The 16,910-nt window shown below is 66.9% G+C and carries 16 protein-coding genes; 10 read left to right on the top strand and 6 right to left on the bottom strand.

Translation table 11 applies throughout. From position 1 onward, the window contains the following. The first annotated feature begins 52 nt into the window (after nt 1–52). On the top strand, nt 53–1,750 hold the full coding sequence (locus tag K7G82_RS07140; RefSeq protein ID WP_222989173.1) for a class I adenylate-forming enzyme family protein: 1,698 nt from the start codon (nt 53–55) through the stop codon (nt 1,748–1,750). A 129-nt stretch (nt 1,751–1,879) separates the two neighbouring features. Here the strand turns inward: K7G82_RS07140 and K7G82_RS07135 are convergent, their stop codons facing one another. Beyond that, nucleotides 1,880–3,370, bottom strand: a complete 1,491-nt coding sequence (locus tag K7G82_RS07135) for a carotenoid oxygenase family protein (RefSeq protein ID WP_222989172.1) — start codon at nt 3,368–3,370, stop codon at nt 1,880–1,882. A 138-nt stretch (nt 3,371–3,508) separates the two neighbouring features. Between K7G82_RS07135 and K7G82_RS07130 the strand changes: the two genes are divergently transcribed. The 7 genes from K7G82_RS07130 to K7G82_RS07100 all read left to right on the top strand — a co-directional run bounded on the left by K7G82_RS07130 (nt 3,509) and on the right by K7G82_RS07100 (nt 9,105). Continuing rightward, nucleotides 3,509–4,003 (top strand): nuclear transport factor 2 family protein, encoded by a 495-nt coding sequence (locus tag K7G82_RS07130; RefSeq protein ID WP_222989171.1) that lies wholly within the window; start codon nt 3,509–3,511, stop codon nt 4,001–4,003. A gap of 1 nt (nt 4,004) precedes the next feature. After that, nucleotides 4,005–5,363 carry an MFS transporter gene (locus tag K7G82_RS07125; RefSeq protein ID WP_222989170.1) on the top strand — a complete coding sequence of 453 codons (1,359 nt, stop codon included), beginning with the start codon at nt 4,005–4,007 and terminating at the stop codon, nt 5,361–5,363. Nucleotides 5,364–5,369: 6 nt separating this feature from the next. After that, nucleotides 5,370–6,311: a winged helix-turn-helix transcriptional regulator gene (locus K7G82_RS07120; protein WP_222989169.1), complete on the top strand. Its 942-nt coding sequence runs from the start codon at nt 5,370–5,372 to the stop codon at nt 6,309–6,311. A 62-nt stretch (nt 6,312–6,373) separates the two neighbouring features. Continuing rightward, on the top strand, nt 6,374–7,273 hold the full coding sequence (locus K7G82_RS07115; RefSeq protein ID WP_222989168.1) for an SDR family NAD(P)-dependent oxidoreductase: 900 nt from the start codon (nt 6,374–6,376) through the stop codon (nt 7,271–7,273). Then, nucleotides 7,273–7,836: a nuclear transport factor 2 family protein gene (locus tag K7G82_RS07110; RefSeq protein ID WP_222989167.1), complete on the top strand. Its 564-nt coding sequence runs from the start codon at nt 7,273–7,275 to the stop codon at nt 7,834–7,836. The genes K7G82_RS07115 and K7G82_RS07110 overlap by 1 nt, the downstream gene beginning before the upstream one ends. Beyond that, a complete protein-coding gene (locus tag K7G82_RS07105; protein WP_222989166.1) occupies nt 7,833–8,582 on the top strand; it encodes an SDR family oxidoreductase in 750 nt (249 codons plus the stop codon). The genes K7G82_RS07110 and K7G82_RS07105 overlap by 4 nt, the downstream gene beginning before the upstream one ends. Nucleotide 8,583: 1 nt before the next feature. Then, a complete protein-coding gene (locus K7G82_RS07100) occupies nt 8,584–9,105 on the top strand; it encodes a nuclear transport factor 2 family protein (protein ID WP_222989165.1) in 522 nt (173 codons plus the stop codon). Nucleotides 9,106–9,289: 184 nt separating this feature from the next. Here the strand turns inward: K7G82_RS07100 and K7G82_RS07095 are convergent, their stop codons facing one another. The 3 genes from K7G82_RS07095 to K7G82_RS29720 form a co-directional block, all read right to left on the bottom strand. After that, nucleotides 9,290–11,620, bottom strand: a complete 2,331-nt coding sequence (locus tag K7G82_RS07095; protein WP_222989164.1) for a TonB-dependent receptor — start codon at nt 11,618–11,620, stop codon at nt 9,290–9,292. Nucleotides 11,621–11,935: 315 nt separating this feature from the next. Further along, a complete protein-coding gene (locus K7G82_RS07090) occupies nt 11,936–12,388 on the bottom strand; it encodes a nucleoside deaminase (protein WP_246623368.1) in 453 nt (150 codons plus the stop codon). A 37-nt stretch (nt 12,389–12,425) separates the two neighbouring features. After that, on the bottom strand, nt 12,426–12,764 hold the full coding sequence (locus K7G82_RS29720; RefSeq protein WP_246623367.1) for a YqaE/Pmp3 family membrane protein: 339 nt from the start codon (nt 12,762–12,764) through the stop codon (nt 12,426–12,428). Between K7G82_RS29720 and rpmB the strand changes: the two genes are divergently transcribed. After that, nucleotides 12,754–13,044, top strand: coding sequence for a 50S ribosomal protein L28 (rpmB, locus tag K7G82_RS07080; protein ID WP_222989163.1), 291 nt, complete (start codon nt 12,754–12,756; stop codon nt 13,042–13,044). The two genes, K7G82_RS29720 and rpmB, sit on opposite strands and share 11 nt — an antisense overlap. A gap of 286 nt (nt 13,045–13,330) precedes the next feature. Here rpmB and K7G82_RS07075 read toward each other — a convergent pair whose 3' ends face one another. After that, nucleotides 13,331–14,332, bottom strand: coding sequence for an esterase-like activity of phytase family protein (locus K7G82_RS07075; RefSeq protein ID WP_246623366.1), 1,002 nt, complete (start codon nt 14,330–14,332; stop codon nt 13,331–13,333). A gap of 182 nt (nt 14,333–14,514) precedes the next feature. Here K7G82_RS07075 and K7G82_RS07070 point away from each other — a divergent pair, with 182 nt between their 5' ends. Continuing rightward, complete coding sequence (locus K7G82_RS07070; RefSeq protein WP_222989162.1) at nt 14,515–14,913, top strand: glycine zipper 2TM domain-containing protein; 399 nt, start codon at nt 14,515–14,517, stop codon at nt 14,911–14,913. Nucleotides 14,914–15,077: 164 nt separating this feature from the next. On the opposite strand, the gene cobT is transcribed toward K7G82_RS07070, so the two are convergent. Further along, the gene (gene cobT, locus K7G82_RS07065) at nt 15,078–16,904 is read right to left on the bottom strand and encodes a cobaltochelatase subunit CobT (RefSeq protein ID WP_222989161.1); all 1,827 of its coding nucleotides are present in this window, start codon (nt 16,902–16,904) and stop codon (nt 15,078–15,080) included. Between the last annotated feature and the right edge of the window lie 6 nt (nt 16,905–16,910).

The following is a 16,910-nucleotide window of genomic DNA, read 5'->3' as shown; positions in this document are numbered from 1 at the left end:
CGGCGATGTCAGTATCTTTATGAAAGTTTGAAAGTACAAGAGGGAGAGAGCGATGTTCCTGACGCCGGCCGAGCGCACCGCCGACCATGTTTCACGCGGATGGTGGGACGGGGCCTGCGTGGATACGCTGTTTCAGCGGGCGGCGATGGCGGGCGGCGCGGCGGAGGCGATCGTCGATCCGCTCAATCGGGAGGCGCTGGACGGGCGCGCGCCGGAGCGCCTGACCTGGCTTGCACTGCAGGACCGTGTCGAGCGGACATGCGCCGCGCTGATCGCGCGCGGGCTGGCGAAGGACGACCGCATCTGCGTGCAGCTTCCCAACACCATCGACGCGGTCACCATCTTCCTGGCGGCGGCGCGGCTGGGGCTGATCCTTAGCCCTGTCGTCATGCAATATCGCGCGCACGAATTGTCGCACATCGTCGAACAGGCCGAACCACGCGCCTTCATCACCATTCCCGGCTTTCATGGCCATGATCATGCCGCGATGGCGGCGGCGCTCGCCGAAGCGCTGCCGGGCATGGAAGTGCTGGTGTTTGGCCCGACGGCGCATGGCGTGGACCTGCGCGCCGCGATCGACGCCGCCGATCCCGCGACGGTGGCGCCCTGGCTGGCCGGCAATCCGGTCGATGCGGGCGAGGTGCTGACGATCTGCTGGACTTCGGGCACGGAGGCGCGGCCCAAGGGCGTGCCGCGCGACCATAATCACTGGGTGCTCAACGCCCATGTGCTGGTCTGGGCGTGCGAGATGGTGCCGGGGGACGTGCTGCTGAACCCCTTCCCGCTGGTCAACATCGCCTCGATCGGCGGACTGGTGATGCCCTGGCTGGAGATTGGCGGGAAGCTGGTGCTGCACCATCCCTTCGACCTTGGCGTCTTCCTGAAGCAGATCGCGGCGGAGCGCGTCACCTATACGATCGCGCCGCCCGCCGTGCTCACGGCGCTGCTGAAGCAGCCCGCGATCATGGGCGATACCGACATCTCCTCGCTGCGCGCGATCGGATCGGGCTCCGCGCCGCTCACCCCCTGGCTGATCGAGGGCTGGGCCGACGGCTATGGCATAGAGATCTGCAACATCTTCGGATCGAACGAGGGCATGTCGCTGATCTCCAGCCCCGCCGACGTGCCGGACCGGGCGGAGCGCGCGCATTTCTTCCCGCGCTTCGGCGCGGCCGGCATCAGCTGGGACAGCCCCGTCGCGCGCGTGATACGCACCCGGCTGATCGACGAAGCCAGCGGCGAGGAAATCACCACGCCCGGCCGGCCCGGCGAGATGCAGATCAGCGGCGGCACCACCTTCGCCCAATATTGGCGCTCGCCGGCGCTCACCCGGGCCGCGTTCGACGGCGACTGGTTCCGCACCGGAGACCTGTTCGAGATCGCGGGGGACGGGCCGCTCGAACGCTTCTACCGCTTTGTCGGCCGATCGAAGGAGATCATCGTACGCGGCGGCGTGAACATCTCGCCGGCGGAGATCGACGAACTGCTGGTCGGCATCCCCGGCGTGCGCGAGGCGGCGAGCGTCGGCGTACCCGATGCCGATCTCGGCGAACGCGTCGCGGTGGCGGTGGTCGTCGAGGACGGCGCGACGCCGCCCAGCGTCCGCGAACTCGGCGAGCGGCTGGCGGCGGCTGGCGTCGCGGTGTTCAAGCGCCCGGAACGCGTGGTCGCGGTCCCCGCCCTGCCGCGCAATGCGATGAACAAGGTGATGCGCGCCGATCTGCGCGCGCTGGTGCTGGCGGCGGAGTAGGCAGGCCAGTTAGAACCCTGTCATTCCCGCGAATGCGGGAATCCAGGAGATGTCGATCATAGTGCTCTACGACACTGGATTCCCGCGTTCGCGGGAATGACATGAGTGGGCGCGGGACCCCACCCCACCTCAGGCCGCCAGCGCTTCCCGCCGCTCGGCCTTGGCCGCCTCCAGATCCTTGCGCTCCACCCAATGCGCATGGGTGCCGCTGCAGATCTTGTGCGGCAGCGCGATGCGGCAGATCGGGCCATCCTCGAAGCGCTTGCAATCGATGATGACGCATTCCGACGTGCCCCGGTTCTCGTCGGTCACGAAGCTGATCAGATAGCCGTCATCCTCTTGCGTGCCGCCGGTGCGCGGCGCGAACGGCGCTTCGGAGGCGTAGCGCCCCTCCTCCAGCGTCACCGTCCAGGATTCCCCGGTCGCCAGGTCATGCTTGACCAGCCCGTTGAACAGGAACCAGCCGGGCTTCGCCACCGCGCTATAGGCGTAACGATAGGGCTGGCCCAGGAAGCGCTGGTTGATCATGCCGAATTCGAGGATGCGATCGTCCAGCCGCTCCTCGCGCGTCTCGCCCGTCTTCAGGTCGAAGCGCCAGCGATGCAGCCGGGGCCGCATGCTCGACTGGTCGAGATAGGCCATCAAATGCCCGTAGCCATCCTCGTTGGGGATCGGATCGGGCGTCGGATTTTCCTGGAAATAGCCGTCGACGATCACCTCGTCGCCATCCTCATAGGCATTGTTCCAGTGGAGCACATAGGTCGGCTCCGCCTCGAACCAGCGGATATCGCCGTCGCCGTCGCGCGGCACCAGCGCGAAGCGCGTCGGCACCCCTTCGTGCAGGCGCACGGCATGGATGTCGCGCTTGAGCAGCTCCGCGTCCCAGAAGACGGGCATGTCGTTCAGGATCGCCCAGTTCTTCGTGAAGATCATGTCGTGCGGCAGCCGCGGCCCCGGCGTCGGCACCGGCGTGTAGCGGGTCAGCCGCCCGGCCGGATCGACGGTGCCGTAATGCATGTAGGGCGCGTGCGTCGAATAGTTGAAGAACAGCAGTTCGCCCGTCAGCGGATCGAGCTTGGGGTGCGCGGAGATGCCGTCGATCGGCACCCAGGGGGCGACCCCTTCGGTCTCCAGCGTCTCGGGGTCGAGCACATAGGCCTCACCGCACTGGTAGAAGGTCGCGATCGCCTTGCCGCCATGCACGATCACGTCGGTGCTCGCGCTGTCCTTCAGCCGGCCATGCGCGCCGAAGCCCGGCCGTTCCGAAACGCCCGGCCCGTCCATCAGCCCGCCCCAGAGCGAGCGCCCCGCTTCCTGCTCCGCATGGAAGCAGCGCGTGCGGATGAAACGGTTGCGATAGCTCGCCTTGCCGTCGCGGATGTCGATCTGGTGGATCATCCCGTCGCCGTCGAACGGGTGGTGGCGCCCGGCCGGCTGGTGGATCTGATTCTCGGTGTTGCGCAGATAGATGCCATCGAGATCGTACGGAATCTCCCCCTCGATCACGTCGAGGTCGATCGCGTTCACCTCCTCCATCTGCGGCGTCCACGCGCCGTTGAGATAGGGGTGGTTGCTCGGCTGGAGTGACGATCGGATCGGCGGCAGACGCTCTACCTTCATGCTGCACCTTTGCTGCGTGTCATTCAGTTGCAATACGCGCATCGGTCTGGTTACGCAAGTTTGTCGCTCCATGGGGCTTGACCTGCGCCTCGCAACCCGACAGCATCGCTTTCATAGTCATACCAATAGGAGAAGAGCATGCGTTTCGGGATGCTGGCGGCGGCGCTGATGGCCGCGATTTCGGCCCCCGCCTTCGCAGGCGATTCGCCGCAACAGGAGAAGAGCATGGCGAAGGATCCGAAGATCGCGGTGGTCGAACGGCAGATCGAGGCATGGAACACCAGGGACTGGGCGGGCGCGGGCGCGATGTTCGCCGACGACGCCGTGCTCCATTCGATGATGATCGAACCGATCAACGGGCAAAAGGCGATCGCGGAGCGCATCGCGCAGCTTGGCGACGGCACCGAATCGATCAAGCTGGACGTGCGCAATATCGGCCGCGTCGGCGATGTCGTGTTCATCGAGCGCGTCGACCGGTTCGTCTACAAGGGCCATGCCGGCGCGGTGCCCGTCGTCGGCGTGCTCGAGGTCGAGGGCGACAAGATCAAGGCCTGGCGCGAATATTACGACCGGGCGATGCTCGTCCGCGAAATGGGCCTGAGCGAGGATTTCCACAAGGCGGAAGGCGAATAGCATGGCGGGGGACGAGCGCCCCGCCGCGCCGTCCGATCCGGAGCGCCCGCCGCCTTTCCTCGCCTGGGGAATCGTGGCGGCGCTGTTCGTCGCCTATATCTTCTCGTTCATCGACCGGATGATCATCGGATTGCTGGTCGAGCCGATCAAGGCCGATCTCGGCCTCAGCGACACGCAGATCAGCCTGTTGCAGGGCATGGCGTTCGCGCTGTTCTTCACCATCGCGGGGCTGCCGATCGGGCGGCTGATCGATCGCGCGCCACGGATGAAGGTGGTCGCGGCGGGGATCGCGCTGTGGAGCCTGATGACCGCCCTGTGCGGCACGGTGACGAGCTATTGGCAGTTCTTCGTCGCGCGCATGGGCGTGGGCGTGGGCGAAGCCGTGCTCTCCCCCGCCGCCTATTCGATCATTTCGGACAGTTTCCCCCGCCGCCGCCTGGGGCTGGCGATGGGCGTCTACGGCCTGGGATCGGCGATCGGCGCCGGGCTCGCCTTCATGATCGGCGCGCTGGTGATCACGCTGGTCGCGCGCGCCGGCGATGTGACGATGCCGCTGATCGGCGCGCTCAAGCCCTGGCAATTCGCCTTTGTCTGCGCGGGATTGCCGGGCGTGCTGGTCGCGCTGATCTTCCTGCTGCTGCCCGAACCGCCCCGCGAGGGCGATGCCGGCGGCGCATCCGCCGCCGCACCGCCGATCCGCGAGGTCGTCGATCATGTCGGCCGCAATGGCGGGCTGTTCTGGTCGATCTTCATCGGCGTGAGCGCGGTCAATTTCTCGGTGCTCGGATCGGTTTCCTGGCTGCCGGCGATGCTGATGCGCGCATTCGGCATGGAGATGCACGACGCGGGCTATCTGGCGGGCGGGCTGCTGATCCTGGGCGGGCTGATCGGCATGATCGGCGGCGGCCTGCTGATGGATCGTTATGGCGGCGGGGCGCCGGGCGCACGCATGCGCTTCTGCGCCTGGGCGACGGCGGCAGGCACGCTGGGCGCCGCCGCCTTCCCGCTCGTGCCGTCGATCGGCGGCTTCGCGATCGCCTTCGTGCTGTTCTTCTCCGCCGCCGCCGTCACGGTGGGCGCGGCCCCCTCCACCTTGCAGCAGCTTACCCCCAACCGGATGCGGGCGACGGTTTCGGCGGCCTATGTCTTCGTCATCAACCTGGTCGGGCTCGGGCTGGGGCCGACCGCGACCGCGCTGCTGGGCGACACGCTGTTCCCGTTCGAATCGGGCATCCGCTACGCCATCGCGATCGTCGCGCCGCTCGGCTACCTGATCGCCGCGCTGTTCTTCTGGCGGGCGGCGCGGCTGGCATCGCACGCGGGGCACTCGACCCGGACGGCATCGGGCCTATATGCTTGAATCGTGATGCATGGCGACAATCTCATCCGGACCTGTTCCATCTGGCGCGCGCTCGAAGTGGTGGGCGACACCCCGACATTGCTGATCCTGGAGGCGGGATGGCTCGGCGCGCGGCGTTTCGACGTGCTGCGCCGGCGCACCGGCCTGCTCAAGGCGCTGCTCAGCGACCGGCTGAAGCGGCTGGTCGAATCGGGCATGCTGGAAAAGCGGCTCTACGAAACCAGCCCGCCGCGCCACGAATATGTGCTCACCCGCAAGGGGCGCGACGTCTACTGGACCTCGCTGATGCTGCTGCGCTGGGAACAGCGCTGGGCGGACCGCGCCGGCAAGATCGGCGTGATCCTGACGCACAAGCCCTGCGGCAAGACCTTCGAGCCCACCCCCGCCTGCGGCGCGTGCAACGAGACGATCGACGCCACCGTGGTCGACTGGAAACCCGGCCCCGGCGTCGGCCTGATGGCGCCGCTCTACAGCCGGCGGCGGCAGCAGCGCGACAGTTCCGAAGACGCGACCTCGCTGTTCGACGAAGCGGCGCGGATCATGGGCGATCGCTGGGCCAGCCTGATCATGCGGTCGATCTTCACCGGCATCAACCGCTTCGACGATATCCGCCGCGACACCGCGATCGCGACCAACATCCTGTCCGAACGGCTCGCCTGGCTCACCTCGATCGGCGCGATCCGCCAGGTCCAGTACGCCACCAGCCCGCCGCGCTACGAATATAAGCTGCGGCGCAAGGGCGTGGATTATTATCCCGCGCTGCTGATGCTGATGAAGTGGGGCGACACCTATTATTGCTCGCCCGAAGGGCCGCCGCTGCTGCTGACCCACAAGGCATGCGGCCAGCCGCTCGATCCGCAGGTGATCTGTTCGGAATGCCGCAAGCCGATCCGCCCGGACGAGGTGGAATTCGAGATCGTCGAAGGCGACGAACGCGACGCCGCCTGACACGATTCTTACTTTCATTATCATACCTACGTCGCTAGCATCCTGTCAGGGAGAGCGATGCGATGGACGACGACATCGGACGGGTTGTGATCGTGACGGGCGCCGGCAAGGGGCTCGGCGCCGCCTTTGCGCGGGCCTGGGGCCGGCAGGGTGCGCGCGTGATCGTGAACAATCGCGCACGCGCCGGCGAGCCGAGCTCGGCCGAAGCCGTGGCGGCAGAGATTCGCGCCGCCGGGGGTGACGCCGTCGCCGATACGCATGCGGTCGATGCGCCAGGCGCGGCGGACGCGATCCTGCGCACCGCGCTCGACGCCTATGGCCGCATCGACGCCGTCATCCTCAATGCCGGGATCAGTGGCCCCGCGGCGAAACTCGGAGCGCTCGTCGAAGCCGATCTTCGCGCGCTCATGGAAACTAATTTCTTCGCAACCGTGGCGCTCGCCCAGGCGGCGATGCCGCATCTGGAGGCGAGCCCGGCCGGGCGGCTGCTGTTCGTCTCCTCCGCTGCCGGGCTGCACGGCGTGCGCGGGCGATCGCCCTATGCCGCGTCCAAGGGTGCGGTGAACGCCTTCGCGCTCACCATCGCGGACGAGATGCGGCGCAGCACCGTCCGCACCAACGTGATCTGCCCCTATGCCGCCACCGCGATGACGGTGGCCGATGGCGAGCCCAGCGACCCGCTGATGGCGCCCGGCAATGCCGCCGCCATGGCGCTCCACCTGACGAGCGCCGCCTGCGACCTCAACGGCCAGATCCTGATGGCGGGCGGCCGGCGCTTCCGCCGCGCCCGCGTGATGGAGGCGCCGGGCGCGAGCGCGCCCGACACCGATCCCGCCTGGATCGCCGCCAACATCGCCGCGATCGGCGACATGGCCGATGCGCGCGAATTCGTGGGCGCGGAAGCCGCCTTCGCCGATCTTTACGCCGATGCCCGGCGCGACAGTCAGAAAGGGAGAGCATGATGCGTTTGACGGTGGAGCAACTGCTCGATCGGCAGGAGATAGAGGATGTGCTGATCAGCTATGCGCGCGGCGCCGATCGCGGCGATGCCGATCTGATCGCCGCCGCCTATCATCCCGACGCGATCGAGGATCATGGCGGCGTGTTTGTCGGGCCGGCGAGCGACTATGTCGCGGTGATGCGCAAGATCCTGCCGGGCGCGCCGCTGATGACGCATCTCTGCACCAACATCACGATCGAGCTGGATGGCGATCGCGCGCTCAGCGAATGCTATTTCCTCACCTTCTCGCGCCGGGACGGCGGCGAGGACAGCTATGACAGCCTGACCATGGCGCGCTGCGTCGACCGGTTCGAGCGCCGCGACGGCACGTGGCGGATCGCGCATCGCCGGCTCGCCTGGGAATGGAACCACGAGATGCCGGTGAACGAGACCTGGGGGCGCGGCATGATCATTCCGGACATGGCGAAGGCGGTGCGCGGCGCGAAGAAGCCGCACGACATCCTCTATGGCGAATGGACCGGTCGACACGAAGGAATTGGGCGCCACGAAGGAGCAGCGGCATGAGGATCGAGGGATGCACGGCGATCGTGACCGGGGGCAATCGCGGCATCGGCGAGGGCTTTGTCGAGGAACTGATCGAACAGGGCGCCCGCCGCGTCTATGTCGCCGCGCGCGCGCTGGCCGATGCGGAAGCGGCCTGCGCGAAGGATCCCGAACGGCTGGTGCCGATCGCGCTGGACGTGACGCGCGAGGATCAGGTGGCGGCCACCGCCGCGCGCTGCCAGGATGTCGATCTGGTGATCAACAATGCCGGCGCGTTCAACCGCGTGACCTTGATGGACGCGCCCGACCTGAGCGCGATGCGGCAGGAGATCGAGACCAATTATCTCGGCCTCGTCGCCATGTGCCGCGCCTTCGCGCCGATCTTGAAGGCGAATGGCGGCGGCGCGATCGTCAATGTGCTCTCCGCCGGCGGTATCATCGCGGTGCCCAGCATGGGCGGCTATAGCCCGTCAAAATTCGCGGCGCGCGCGGCGAGCGATTGCATCCGCGCCGAGCTGGAGCCGCAGGGCACGCATGTGGCGGCGCTGATCGTCGGATCGGTCGACACGCGCATGGCGAGCCACGTCACCTGGCAGGAGAAATCGACGCCGCGCGATATCGGCAAGGCCGGGCTGCTCGCGGTCAAACACCGGATCGACGAGCACGACACTGATCCCCATTCGGTTTCGGTGCGCGCGTTCCTCGCGCGCGATCCGCACACGATCAAGCGCTCGATGGTCAAGGCGCTGCACGACGGGAGGCGCTGAGATGCACGCGAACACGATCGAGACCCTGCTCGCCAAGCAGGATATCCAGGATGTCATGGCGCGCTACGCCCGCGGCGTCGATCGCGCCGACGGGCCGCTGCTCCATAGCTGTTATTGGGACGATGCGATCGAGGAACATGGCAGCAGCTATTCCGGCCCCGCCCGCCCCTATGTCGACGGCGCGGTGCAGCGGCTGATGAAGACGGGCACGATCTGCCACTATGTCTGCAACATGCATGTCGAGCTCGACGGCGATACCGCCTGGGTGGAAAGCTATCTGCTCACCTTCGCGCGCTTCCCCAAGGGCGACGAGCCCTGGGACACGCTGACCGGCGGCCGCATCGTCGACAAGTTCGTCCGCCGCGACGGCGAATGGCGCATCCTCCACCGCAAGATGGCGTTCGACTGGAACCACGACATGCCGTCGAGCGAGGGCTGGTGCCTGGGCCTGTTCAAGCCCGAGGATCCGCGCATGGTGATGGGCGAGAAGGGTGGCGGCGATCTGAGCTACACGCGCTTTTGAAGCGGAGTCCGGAAGCCAGTCACACCGTTCGGACTGAGCCTGTCGAAGTCCAGTCCTTTCTTCAGCACCGTGGATGGGAAGGACAGGGCTTCGACAGGCTCAGCCCGAACGGAGATCGAACGGAAAAACAAGAAGGGCGGCACCCCTGCGGTTGCCGCCCTTTCAGTTTGGCCGAGGAGGGGCCTTAGAATTTAATGGAGACCTCGGCGCCGTACTGGCGCGGCGCGCCGAGGCGGCTCACCTCATCGCCGAAAAAGGCGATGATGTTGGTGCGGTAGAGCGTGTTGGTGAGGTTGCGGCCCCAGAGCGAGAAGGTCCAGTCGCCACGATTGGGCGTGACCGAGACGCGCGCGCCGAGCTGGCCATAGGGCTTTTCCATCTGCAGATTGTCTGGCGCCCAATAGAGCTTGCCCTGGCGGCTATAGTTGATGTTGGCGCGGAAGCCGCGCTCCCAGCTTCCCAGGTCGGTCACGAAATCGGCGCCGACATTCCACTGATATTTGGGCGTGCGCTGGAGGAAATTGCCCGAATTGTCGTTGCCCAGCGAGTCGATGAAATTGATATATTTGGTGTCGAGCAGGGTCAGGCCGCCGTTGAGCGTCAGCCCGTCGGTCACCGCAACGGTCGCTTCCAGTTCGACGCCCTTGATCTTCGCGTCGGCGGCATTGTCGGTGATGTTGCACAGGCACGCCGCCGAGGTCTGGGTGACCTGGAGATTCTTGTAGCGCATCTTGAACGCGGCGATGTTGAGGCGGACGCGGCGGTCGAACAGGTCCAGCTTGGCGCCCGCTTCCCAGCTATCGACGGTTTCGGGATCGTAGCTCGATTGCGCCGCGACCGCGTTCGCCGGATCGTCCTCGAACCCGCCGCCCTTATAGCCGGTGGCGAAGGTCACATAGAACAGCATGTTGCGATTGGGCTTGAACTCGGCGGTCACCTGCGGCGTCATCTCGCTCCAGGTGTCGCGATAGGGCGTGGTGAAGCTCTGCCCTTCGCGGAAGGTGCCGGCGAGCGGCGTCAGCGCGACGAGATCGGTGGGATTGAACTTGTCGCCGCCCTCCACCGAAATGCCGGTGACCCGGCCCGATTTCTTGTCGTGCGAATAACGGACGCCGCCGACGATGTGGAACTTCTCGCTGAAGCGGTAGCCGAGCTGGCCGAAGATCGCATAGCTCTCGTTGGTGGCGCGATTGTCCCAATGGCTTTCGCCCGAGAGCGTCGTGAGCGCGGGCAGCGGCACTTCCGCCCAGAATTTGTCGAGCTTGCTCACCTTGTCGTGCTGGTAATAGGCGCCGACGATATAATCGAAGCCGCTATCCTCCACCTCGGGCGAAACCAGCCGGATCTCCTGCGTGAACTGGCGGATATTCTCGTCCTCGTTCACCGGGAAGGTGAACAATGTGGGTGAGATCACGCCATAGCCATTGTCGGGGCCGATGCCCGTCTGGTCATAGACGTTGAACGCCTCGCCCTTGCGATAGCCGGTGATCGAGCTGACCGTGCCGAGGCCGCCCAGTTCCTTGTCGAGCCGGAGCGAAAGCCCCCATGCCTCGCGGTTGAGCTGCTGCGGCGTATCCGCCGCGTCGCCCTTGTAGCGGGGCCATTCGGGCAGGCTCTCGCGCACGCCCAGCGGCTTGCCCCGGATCGTGCCGATCGCCGCGCGCGCGGCGCTCCACGGGCCCGAGCCTGCCGCCGGCCCGTCGATCGCGACGCTGTGGAAGCCGTTGGACTTGTCCTTGGTGTAATCGAACACCAGCCGCGCGGTGAAATCGCTGCCTTCGGGCGCCAGCTTGAGCTGCCCGCGCATCTGGAAGCTGTCCGCATTGTCGAGATCGACATCGTGCAGCAGATCGTGGTTGAAGCCGTCGCGGTTGCGATACTGGAACGACAGCCGCGCGGTGAGCGGGCCGGAAATGGTGCCGGTGATGTGCCCGCGCGCCAGCTTCTCGTTGTAATTGCCGTAGGAGACGGTGACCGCCCCGCCCGTCTCCGCTTCGGGCTGCGCGGTCAGGATGTTGATGGCGCCGCCGACGACGTTGCGGCCGAGCAGCACGCCCTGCGGCCCGCGCACCACCTCGACGCGGTCGATATCGTACAGGTCGAAATTGAACAGGCCCGATCGCCCGACATAGACGTCGTCGACGAAGATGCCGATCGACTGGTCGGCCGATGGCGAATCGAGCCGGGTGTTGGTGATGCCGCGGATGTTGAATTCCTGATCGATCGGCGTCAGCGCGGTGAACGACAGCGAGGTCGCGGCACCGGCGAGATCCTCGAAGCTGAGCACGCGCGCGTTTTCGAGCGATTCGCCGCCGAATGCCGAGATGGCGGCGGCGGTATCCTGAACCGTCGCCTCGCGCCGCTGCGCGGTGACGACGATATCGGCGAGCTGCGGGCCGGATGCGGCCTCGTCCTGCGGCGCTTGCGGCGATGTCTGCGCCAGGGCCGGCGAACAGGCCGAGGCGAGCCCCAGGGCGATTGCGAGATACGAAACGCGCGCACGAATGCCGTTCATGGACTCCCTCCCTTTTCGACGCCGATCGGGCCGCGCCCCTCGGTCGTTTCGCCAAGGAAGCTATGCCCATTTAGTTGGTTCGTCAATGCAAGTTAGTTCAATCGCGATTCGACGGGCATGGTCGGCGACCGGCGACGTCATCGCGGATATGCGGCAGAATCCCTGTCTTTGCTGGATATTGCGGCGATCACGACACGTGTTTCCGGGCTACGCGGTTCGATCCGGAGCGGCCTGGCCGAGTGGATTTCGAAAGCAAACCCTTGTGGACGATGAAGCGGGTCACCCCGGACGATCGCAGCAAGGGCCGGGTGGCGGCTATCGGCGCGCGGCGAAGAAATCCCGCAACAGCGCCGCCGCTTCGCCTTCGCCCAGCCCGGCATAGATTTCGGGGCGATGATGGCAGGTCGGCTGGTCGAACACGCGCGCGCCATGTTCGACGCCGCCGCCCTTGGGATCCGACGCCGCATAATAGAGCCTGGCGATGCGCGCATGCGCGATCGCGCCGGCGCACATCGCGCATGGCTCCAGCGTCACCCACAGGTCGCAGCCGGTCAGCCGTTCCTGCCCCAGCGCCTCCGCCGCGCGGCGAATCGCGAGCATCTCGGCATGGGCGGTGGGATCGGGCCGTGCGCGCGTCTCGTTGGCGGCGCTGGCGATCACGACGCCGTCGCGCACCACCACCGCGCCGATCGGCACTTCGCCCGCCTGGGCGGCGGCTTCGGCGAGCAGAAGCGCCTGGCGCATCGGATCGGGCAAGGGAAAGGCCATCGCCGAGCCATAAAGCGTGATCGCCCGGCGCGGAAGCTCAGGCCTTCGCCGGTCTCCGCAAGCGCGCGAACAGGTCGTCCAGGCGCGCGGTGGAGCCACCGAGCACCGCGAACAGCGCGAAGATCATGCCCGGCAGGTAGAACAGCGCGGTCAGGATCGTCGCGGTCCAGAAGTCGCGCCCCATCCCGCGCACGAGGAAGATGCCGAGCGGCGGCAGCAGGATCGCGGCGATGAGGGTTGCGGCGGACATGCTGGATGAACGAACGACGCCGCGCCGGGTTTCATCGGCGCGAAGGTTGACGCGAATCGCCCGGGCCGCTAGTGGCCCACGCTTTCCAGACGCTTTTGATTGCAGGACGAAGACGATGTCGCGCATTTGCGAACTGACCGGCAAGGGCCGCCAGGTGGGCCACAATGTGTCCCACGCCAACAACAAGACCAAGCGGACCTATCTGCCCAACCTGCAGAATGTCACGCTGATGTCCGATTCGCTCGAGAAGAGCGTGAAGCTGCGCGTTTCGACGCATGGCCTGCGTTCGGTCGAGCATAATGGCGGCCTGGACAACTGGCTGCTCAAGACCTCGGACGAGAAGCTGAGCCTGAAGGCGCGTCGCCTGAAGCGCGAAGTCGCCAAGAAGGTCTCGGCCGCGGCCTGAGCCGCGCCAACCGATTTGATTCGGACGATGTGGCGCCGGCCGGTGAAAACCGGGCGGCGCTTTGTCGCGTCCGGTGAACTTCGAAACAAGCCGAAACCGGCGCCATCGCCATGCCACGCCGGCGCGCCGCCCGCGCCCGTTCGGGCTGAGCCTGCCGAAGCCCTGCCTTTCCTTAACATTGAAGTAGAAGGACAGGGGTTGGCCTACGGCCGACTTCGTCCCGACAGGCTCAGCACGAACGGCGGGTGGTGGACGCAAGCCCGACTCGCCTGAACGCCTTGCCCCGCTAGCGGCCGCCATCCTCCAGCACGAATTTCAGCAACAGGCTCTTCTGGAACGGCGTTCCGAAATTGTCGTCGGATGCGATCCAGACGATAATCCGCCCCTCCTCGCGCGTGATCGCCAGCGCCTCCATATTGTCGACCGCCAGCGGCGGCGCGAGCGTCGCGATCTCCTCGTCCGATGCCAGCCCGTCGCGCTCGATCGTCTTCGGGTCCAGGATCGAAAGCTTGGCGGTGAACAGCGGCCAGACGCCCAGGCGGCGATGCAGCACCAGCACGCGCCCGTCCGGCAGCTCGGCGGCGTCGGTCACGCGGAAGCCCGATGGCGGGCGATAATAGAAGCGCGTCGCCTTCGCGGCGGGATCGGTCGGGTCGCGATCGAACAGCAATGCCGCGTCGGCGCCCGGCGGCGCCTTGCCGCCTTCAGACAGGACAAGGAAGCGCCCCGAGCTCAGCCGCGCCATCGCCTCCGCGCCGGCATTGCCCGGCCATTTGCGCATCTCGGGCGGGCGGCGCCCCGCCTCCGCGCGCGCCAGGCCGGGCGCATAGCGCCAGATCGCGTTGCGGCTTTCGAAGCCCACCCAGATCGCGCCCGTGCGCGGATCGACGGTCATCGATTCGCTGTCGCGATTGCGCTTGAGATAGGGATCGCCGGGGCCGTCGGGCAGATCGCCGAACTTTGCCGCGCCGATGGTATCCCCCGGCCCCCGCGCCAGCCGGACATATCCGCCCGCGTCGTTGAGCAGCAGCAAGGCCTCGTCCGAAACCAGCATCGAGGAAAAGCTGCCAAAGGCGGGATCGGGATTCTCCAGCCGCCAGCCCTTCAGATAGTGCAGGCGGCCGACGCGAACGCGCTTCGGGTCCGACGCGTCGAGCGGGATCGGAATCGCCGAGACCGCGCTGCTCGGCCCCAGCACCTGACGCACCATGGAGGTTTCGCCATCGCCGCTCAGCATCAGCATGAACGGCAGGACGGGCAGCAACAGTAACGGCTTGAACAGGCGCATCGGCGACGCTTGTAGAGAAGCTGTCCCCGCTTGCCAGCCCAAGCTTTCCTGAACGGCAGGCAACGGCATCTGAACGGCGGATAACATGTGCGTTCAGGCGAGCCTCAAACGAATCAGGGCATAAGCATCTCATCGGACGGAGGTTGGCCCCGCCGCCGAGTTTGAAACGCAAGGAGAAGACCATGTTGAAGAAACTGAGCCTTGTGGGTGCCACGCTCGCCATGGGCGCCGCCACCCTGATCCCCGCGACGCCCGCCATGGCGCAGCGCGACGGATATTATCGCGGTTACGACAATCACCGCGGCTACAATAACTATCGCGGCTATAACGACCGTGGTTATCGCGGCTATCGCGGCGACCGCTACGGTTACCGCAACGATCGCGGCTATCGTGGTAATGACGGCTATTATCGCTGCCGCCGCGACGGCACCGCCGGCACCATCATCGGCGCGATCGCCGGTGGCCTGCTCGGCAACGAGGTCGCCGGTCGCGGCAGCCGCACCGAAGGCACGATCATCGGCGGCGCCGTGGGCGCCCTGGCCGGCCGCGCCATCGACAAGTCGGACAGCCGCTGCCGCTAAGCCAACGACATTCCTCGGTGTAGCGTAACGAGGACAAGGGGTACGCCGCGACCTGTACATCGCGGACCCCGGAGGGCCGGAACCGAAAGGTTTCGGCCCTCGCGTTATTTGGGCCACCTTGTCATCCCCGCGCACGCGGGGATGACACCAGCAGGCGTCAGCCCTCAATCATTGTCGAACAACGCCGCCAGCTGCTCCACCATCGTGCCGCCTAGCTGTTCGGCGTCCATGATCGTCACCGCCTTCTGATAATAGCGGGTCACGTCATGGCCGATGCCGATCGCGACGAGCTCCACCGGCGAGCGGTTCTCGATCCAGTGGATCACCTGGCGCAGATGCCGTTCGAGATAGCTGCCCGAATTGACGCTGAGCGTCGAATCGTCGACCGGCGCGCCGTCAGAGATCACCATCAGGATCCGCCGCTCCTCCGGCCGCCCGATCAGGCGGTTATGCGCCCAGAGCAGCGCCTCCCCGTCGATATTCTCCTTGAGCAGCCCTTCGCGCATCATCAGCCCGAGCGAGCGCTTCGCGCGGCGCCAGGGTTCGTCGGCCTGCTTGTAGATGATGTGGCGCAGGTCGTTGAGGCGGCCGGGCATCGGCGGCCGGCCGGCGGCCAGCCAGTTCTCGCGCGATTGCCCGCCTTTCCACGCCCGCGTCGTGAAGCCGAGGATCTCGGTCTTGACGCCGCAACGCTCGAGCGTGCGCGCCATGATGTCGGCCGAGATCGCGGCGATCGAGATCGGACGCCCGCGCATCGAACCCGAATTGTCGATCAGCAGCGTCACCACCGTGTCGCGGAAATCGGTTTCGCGCTCCACCTTGTAGGACAGCGAATGGCCAGGGCTCACCACGACGCGCGCCAGCCGCGCGGCATCGAGCATCCCTTCCTCCTGGTCGAAATCCCAGCTCCGGTTCTGCTGCGCCATCAGCCGGCGCTGCAGCCGGTTGGCGAGCTTGGTCACCGCGCCCTGAAGATGGACGAGCTGGTGATCGAGATAGGCGCGCAGCCGGTCCAGCTCGTCCTCGTCGCACAGCTCCAGCGCGGTCACCACCTCGTCGAACTGCTCGGTCCACACCTTGTAGTCGAACTGGGTGTTGAGATCGGGCACCGGCCGGTTGGGGCGGACGGGCAACATGCCCTCCTCGCCTTCCTCGCCCAGTTCGGCGTCGGTTTCGGACGCCATGTCCTCCTGCGCCTCGCCGGCCTCGCCATCCTCGGACTGGCTGCCGTCGGGCTCGCCGCGCGCGTCGCTCTGGCCGTCCGAGCCGCCCGACTCGTCCTCGCCCTCGCTCTCGTCGCCTTCCTCGGGATCCTCGCCTTCCTGCTCGTCGCCGCCCTCATCGGCCGAATCGGGCACCATCTCGCCGTCGATCAGCTCGAGATCCTCGAGCAGGCGGGTGGCGAGCTTCTGGAACGCGGCCTGATCGTCGAGTGCGAGGCCGAGCGCGTCGAGATCGGCGCCCGCCTTCTCCTCGATCCAGTCACGCACCAGCGAGAGGCCGCCCTTCGCCGCCTCCGGCACGGGTTCGCCGGTCAGCCTTTCGCGCGCGAGCAGCGCGATCGCGCTGGACAGCGGCACTTCCTCGCGCGAGCGCGCGCGCGTGATCGGGTCCGATCGCATGCGCATCGCATGGGCATCGGCCAGGTTGGCTTTCACCCCGGCCATGTTGCGGCCGCCCAGCGCCTCGATCCGCACCTGTTCCACCGCGTCGAACGCGGCGCGCGCCACCGCGTCGCCCGGCGCCGCGCGCGCGTGCAGCGCCGCGTCGTGATGGCGCAGCTTCAGCGCGAAACTGTCCGCGAAGCCACGCGCTTCCGCCACCTGTTCGGGCGGCAGGTTGCGGCCGGGCATCGGCACCTTCAGATGCCGCCCGGCCTGCACCGGCGCGTCGGCGGTGAAGGCGAGCTCCACCTCCGGCTCACGCGCGATCGCGCGCGCCGTGCCGGTCAGCACCGCCTTGAAGCGGTCGAGGGGCGTCTGTTCGGCCACCCCGGC

The sequence above is a fragment of the Sphingomonas colocasiae genome, from assembly GCF_019880585.1.
Taxonomy (GTDB): domain Bacteria; phylum Pseudomonadota; class Alphaproteobacteria; order Sphingomonadales; family Sphingomonadaceae; genus Sphingobium_A; species Sphingobium_A colocasiae.
The sequence above is the reverse complement of the archived record's forward strand: the minus strand, read 5'-3'. Positions and strand labels throughout refer to the sequence as shown.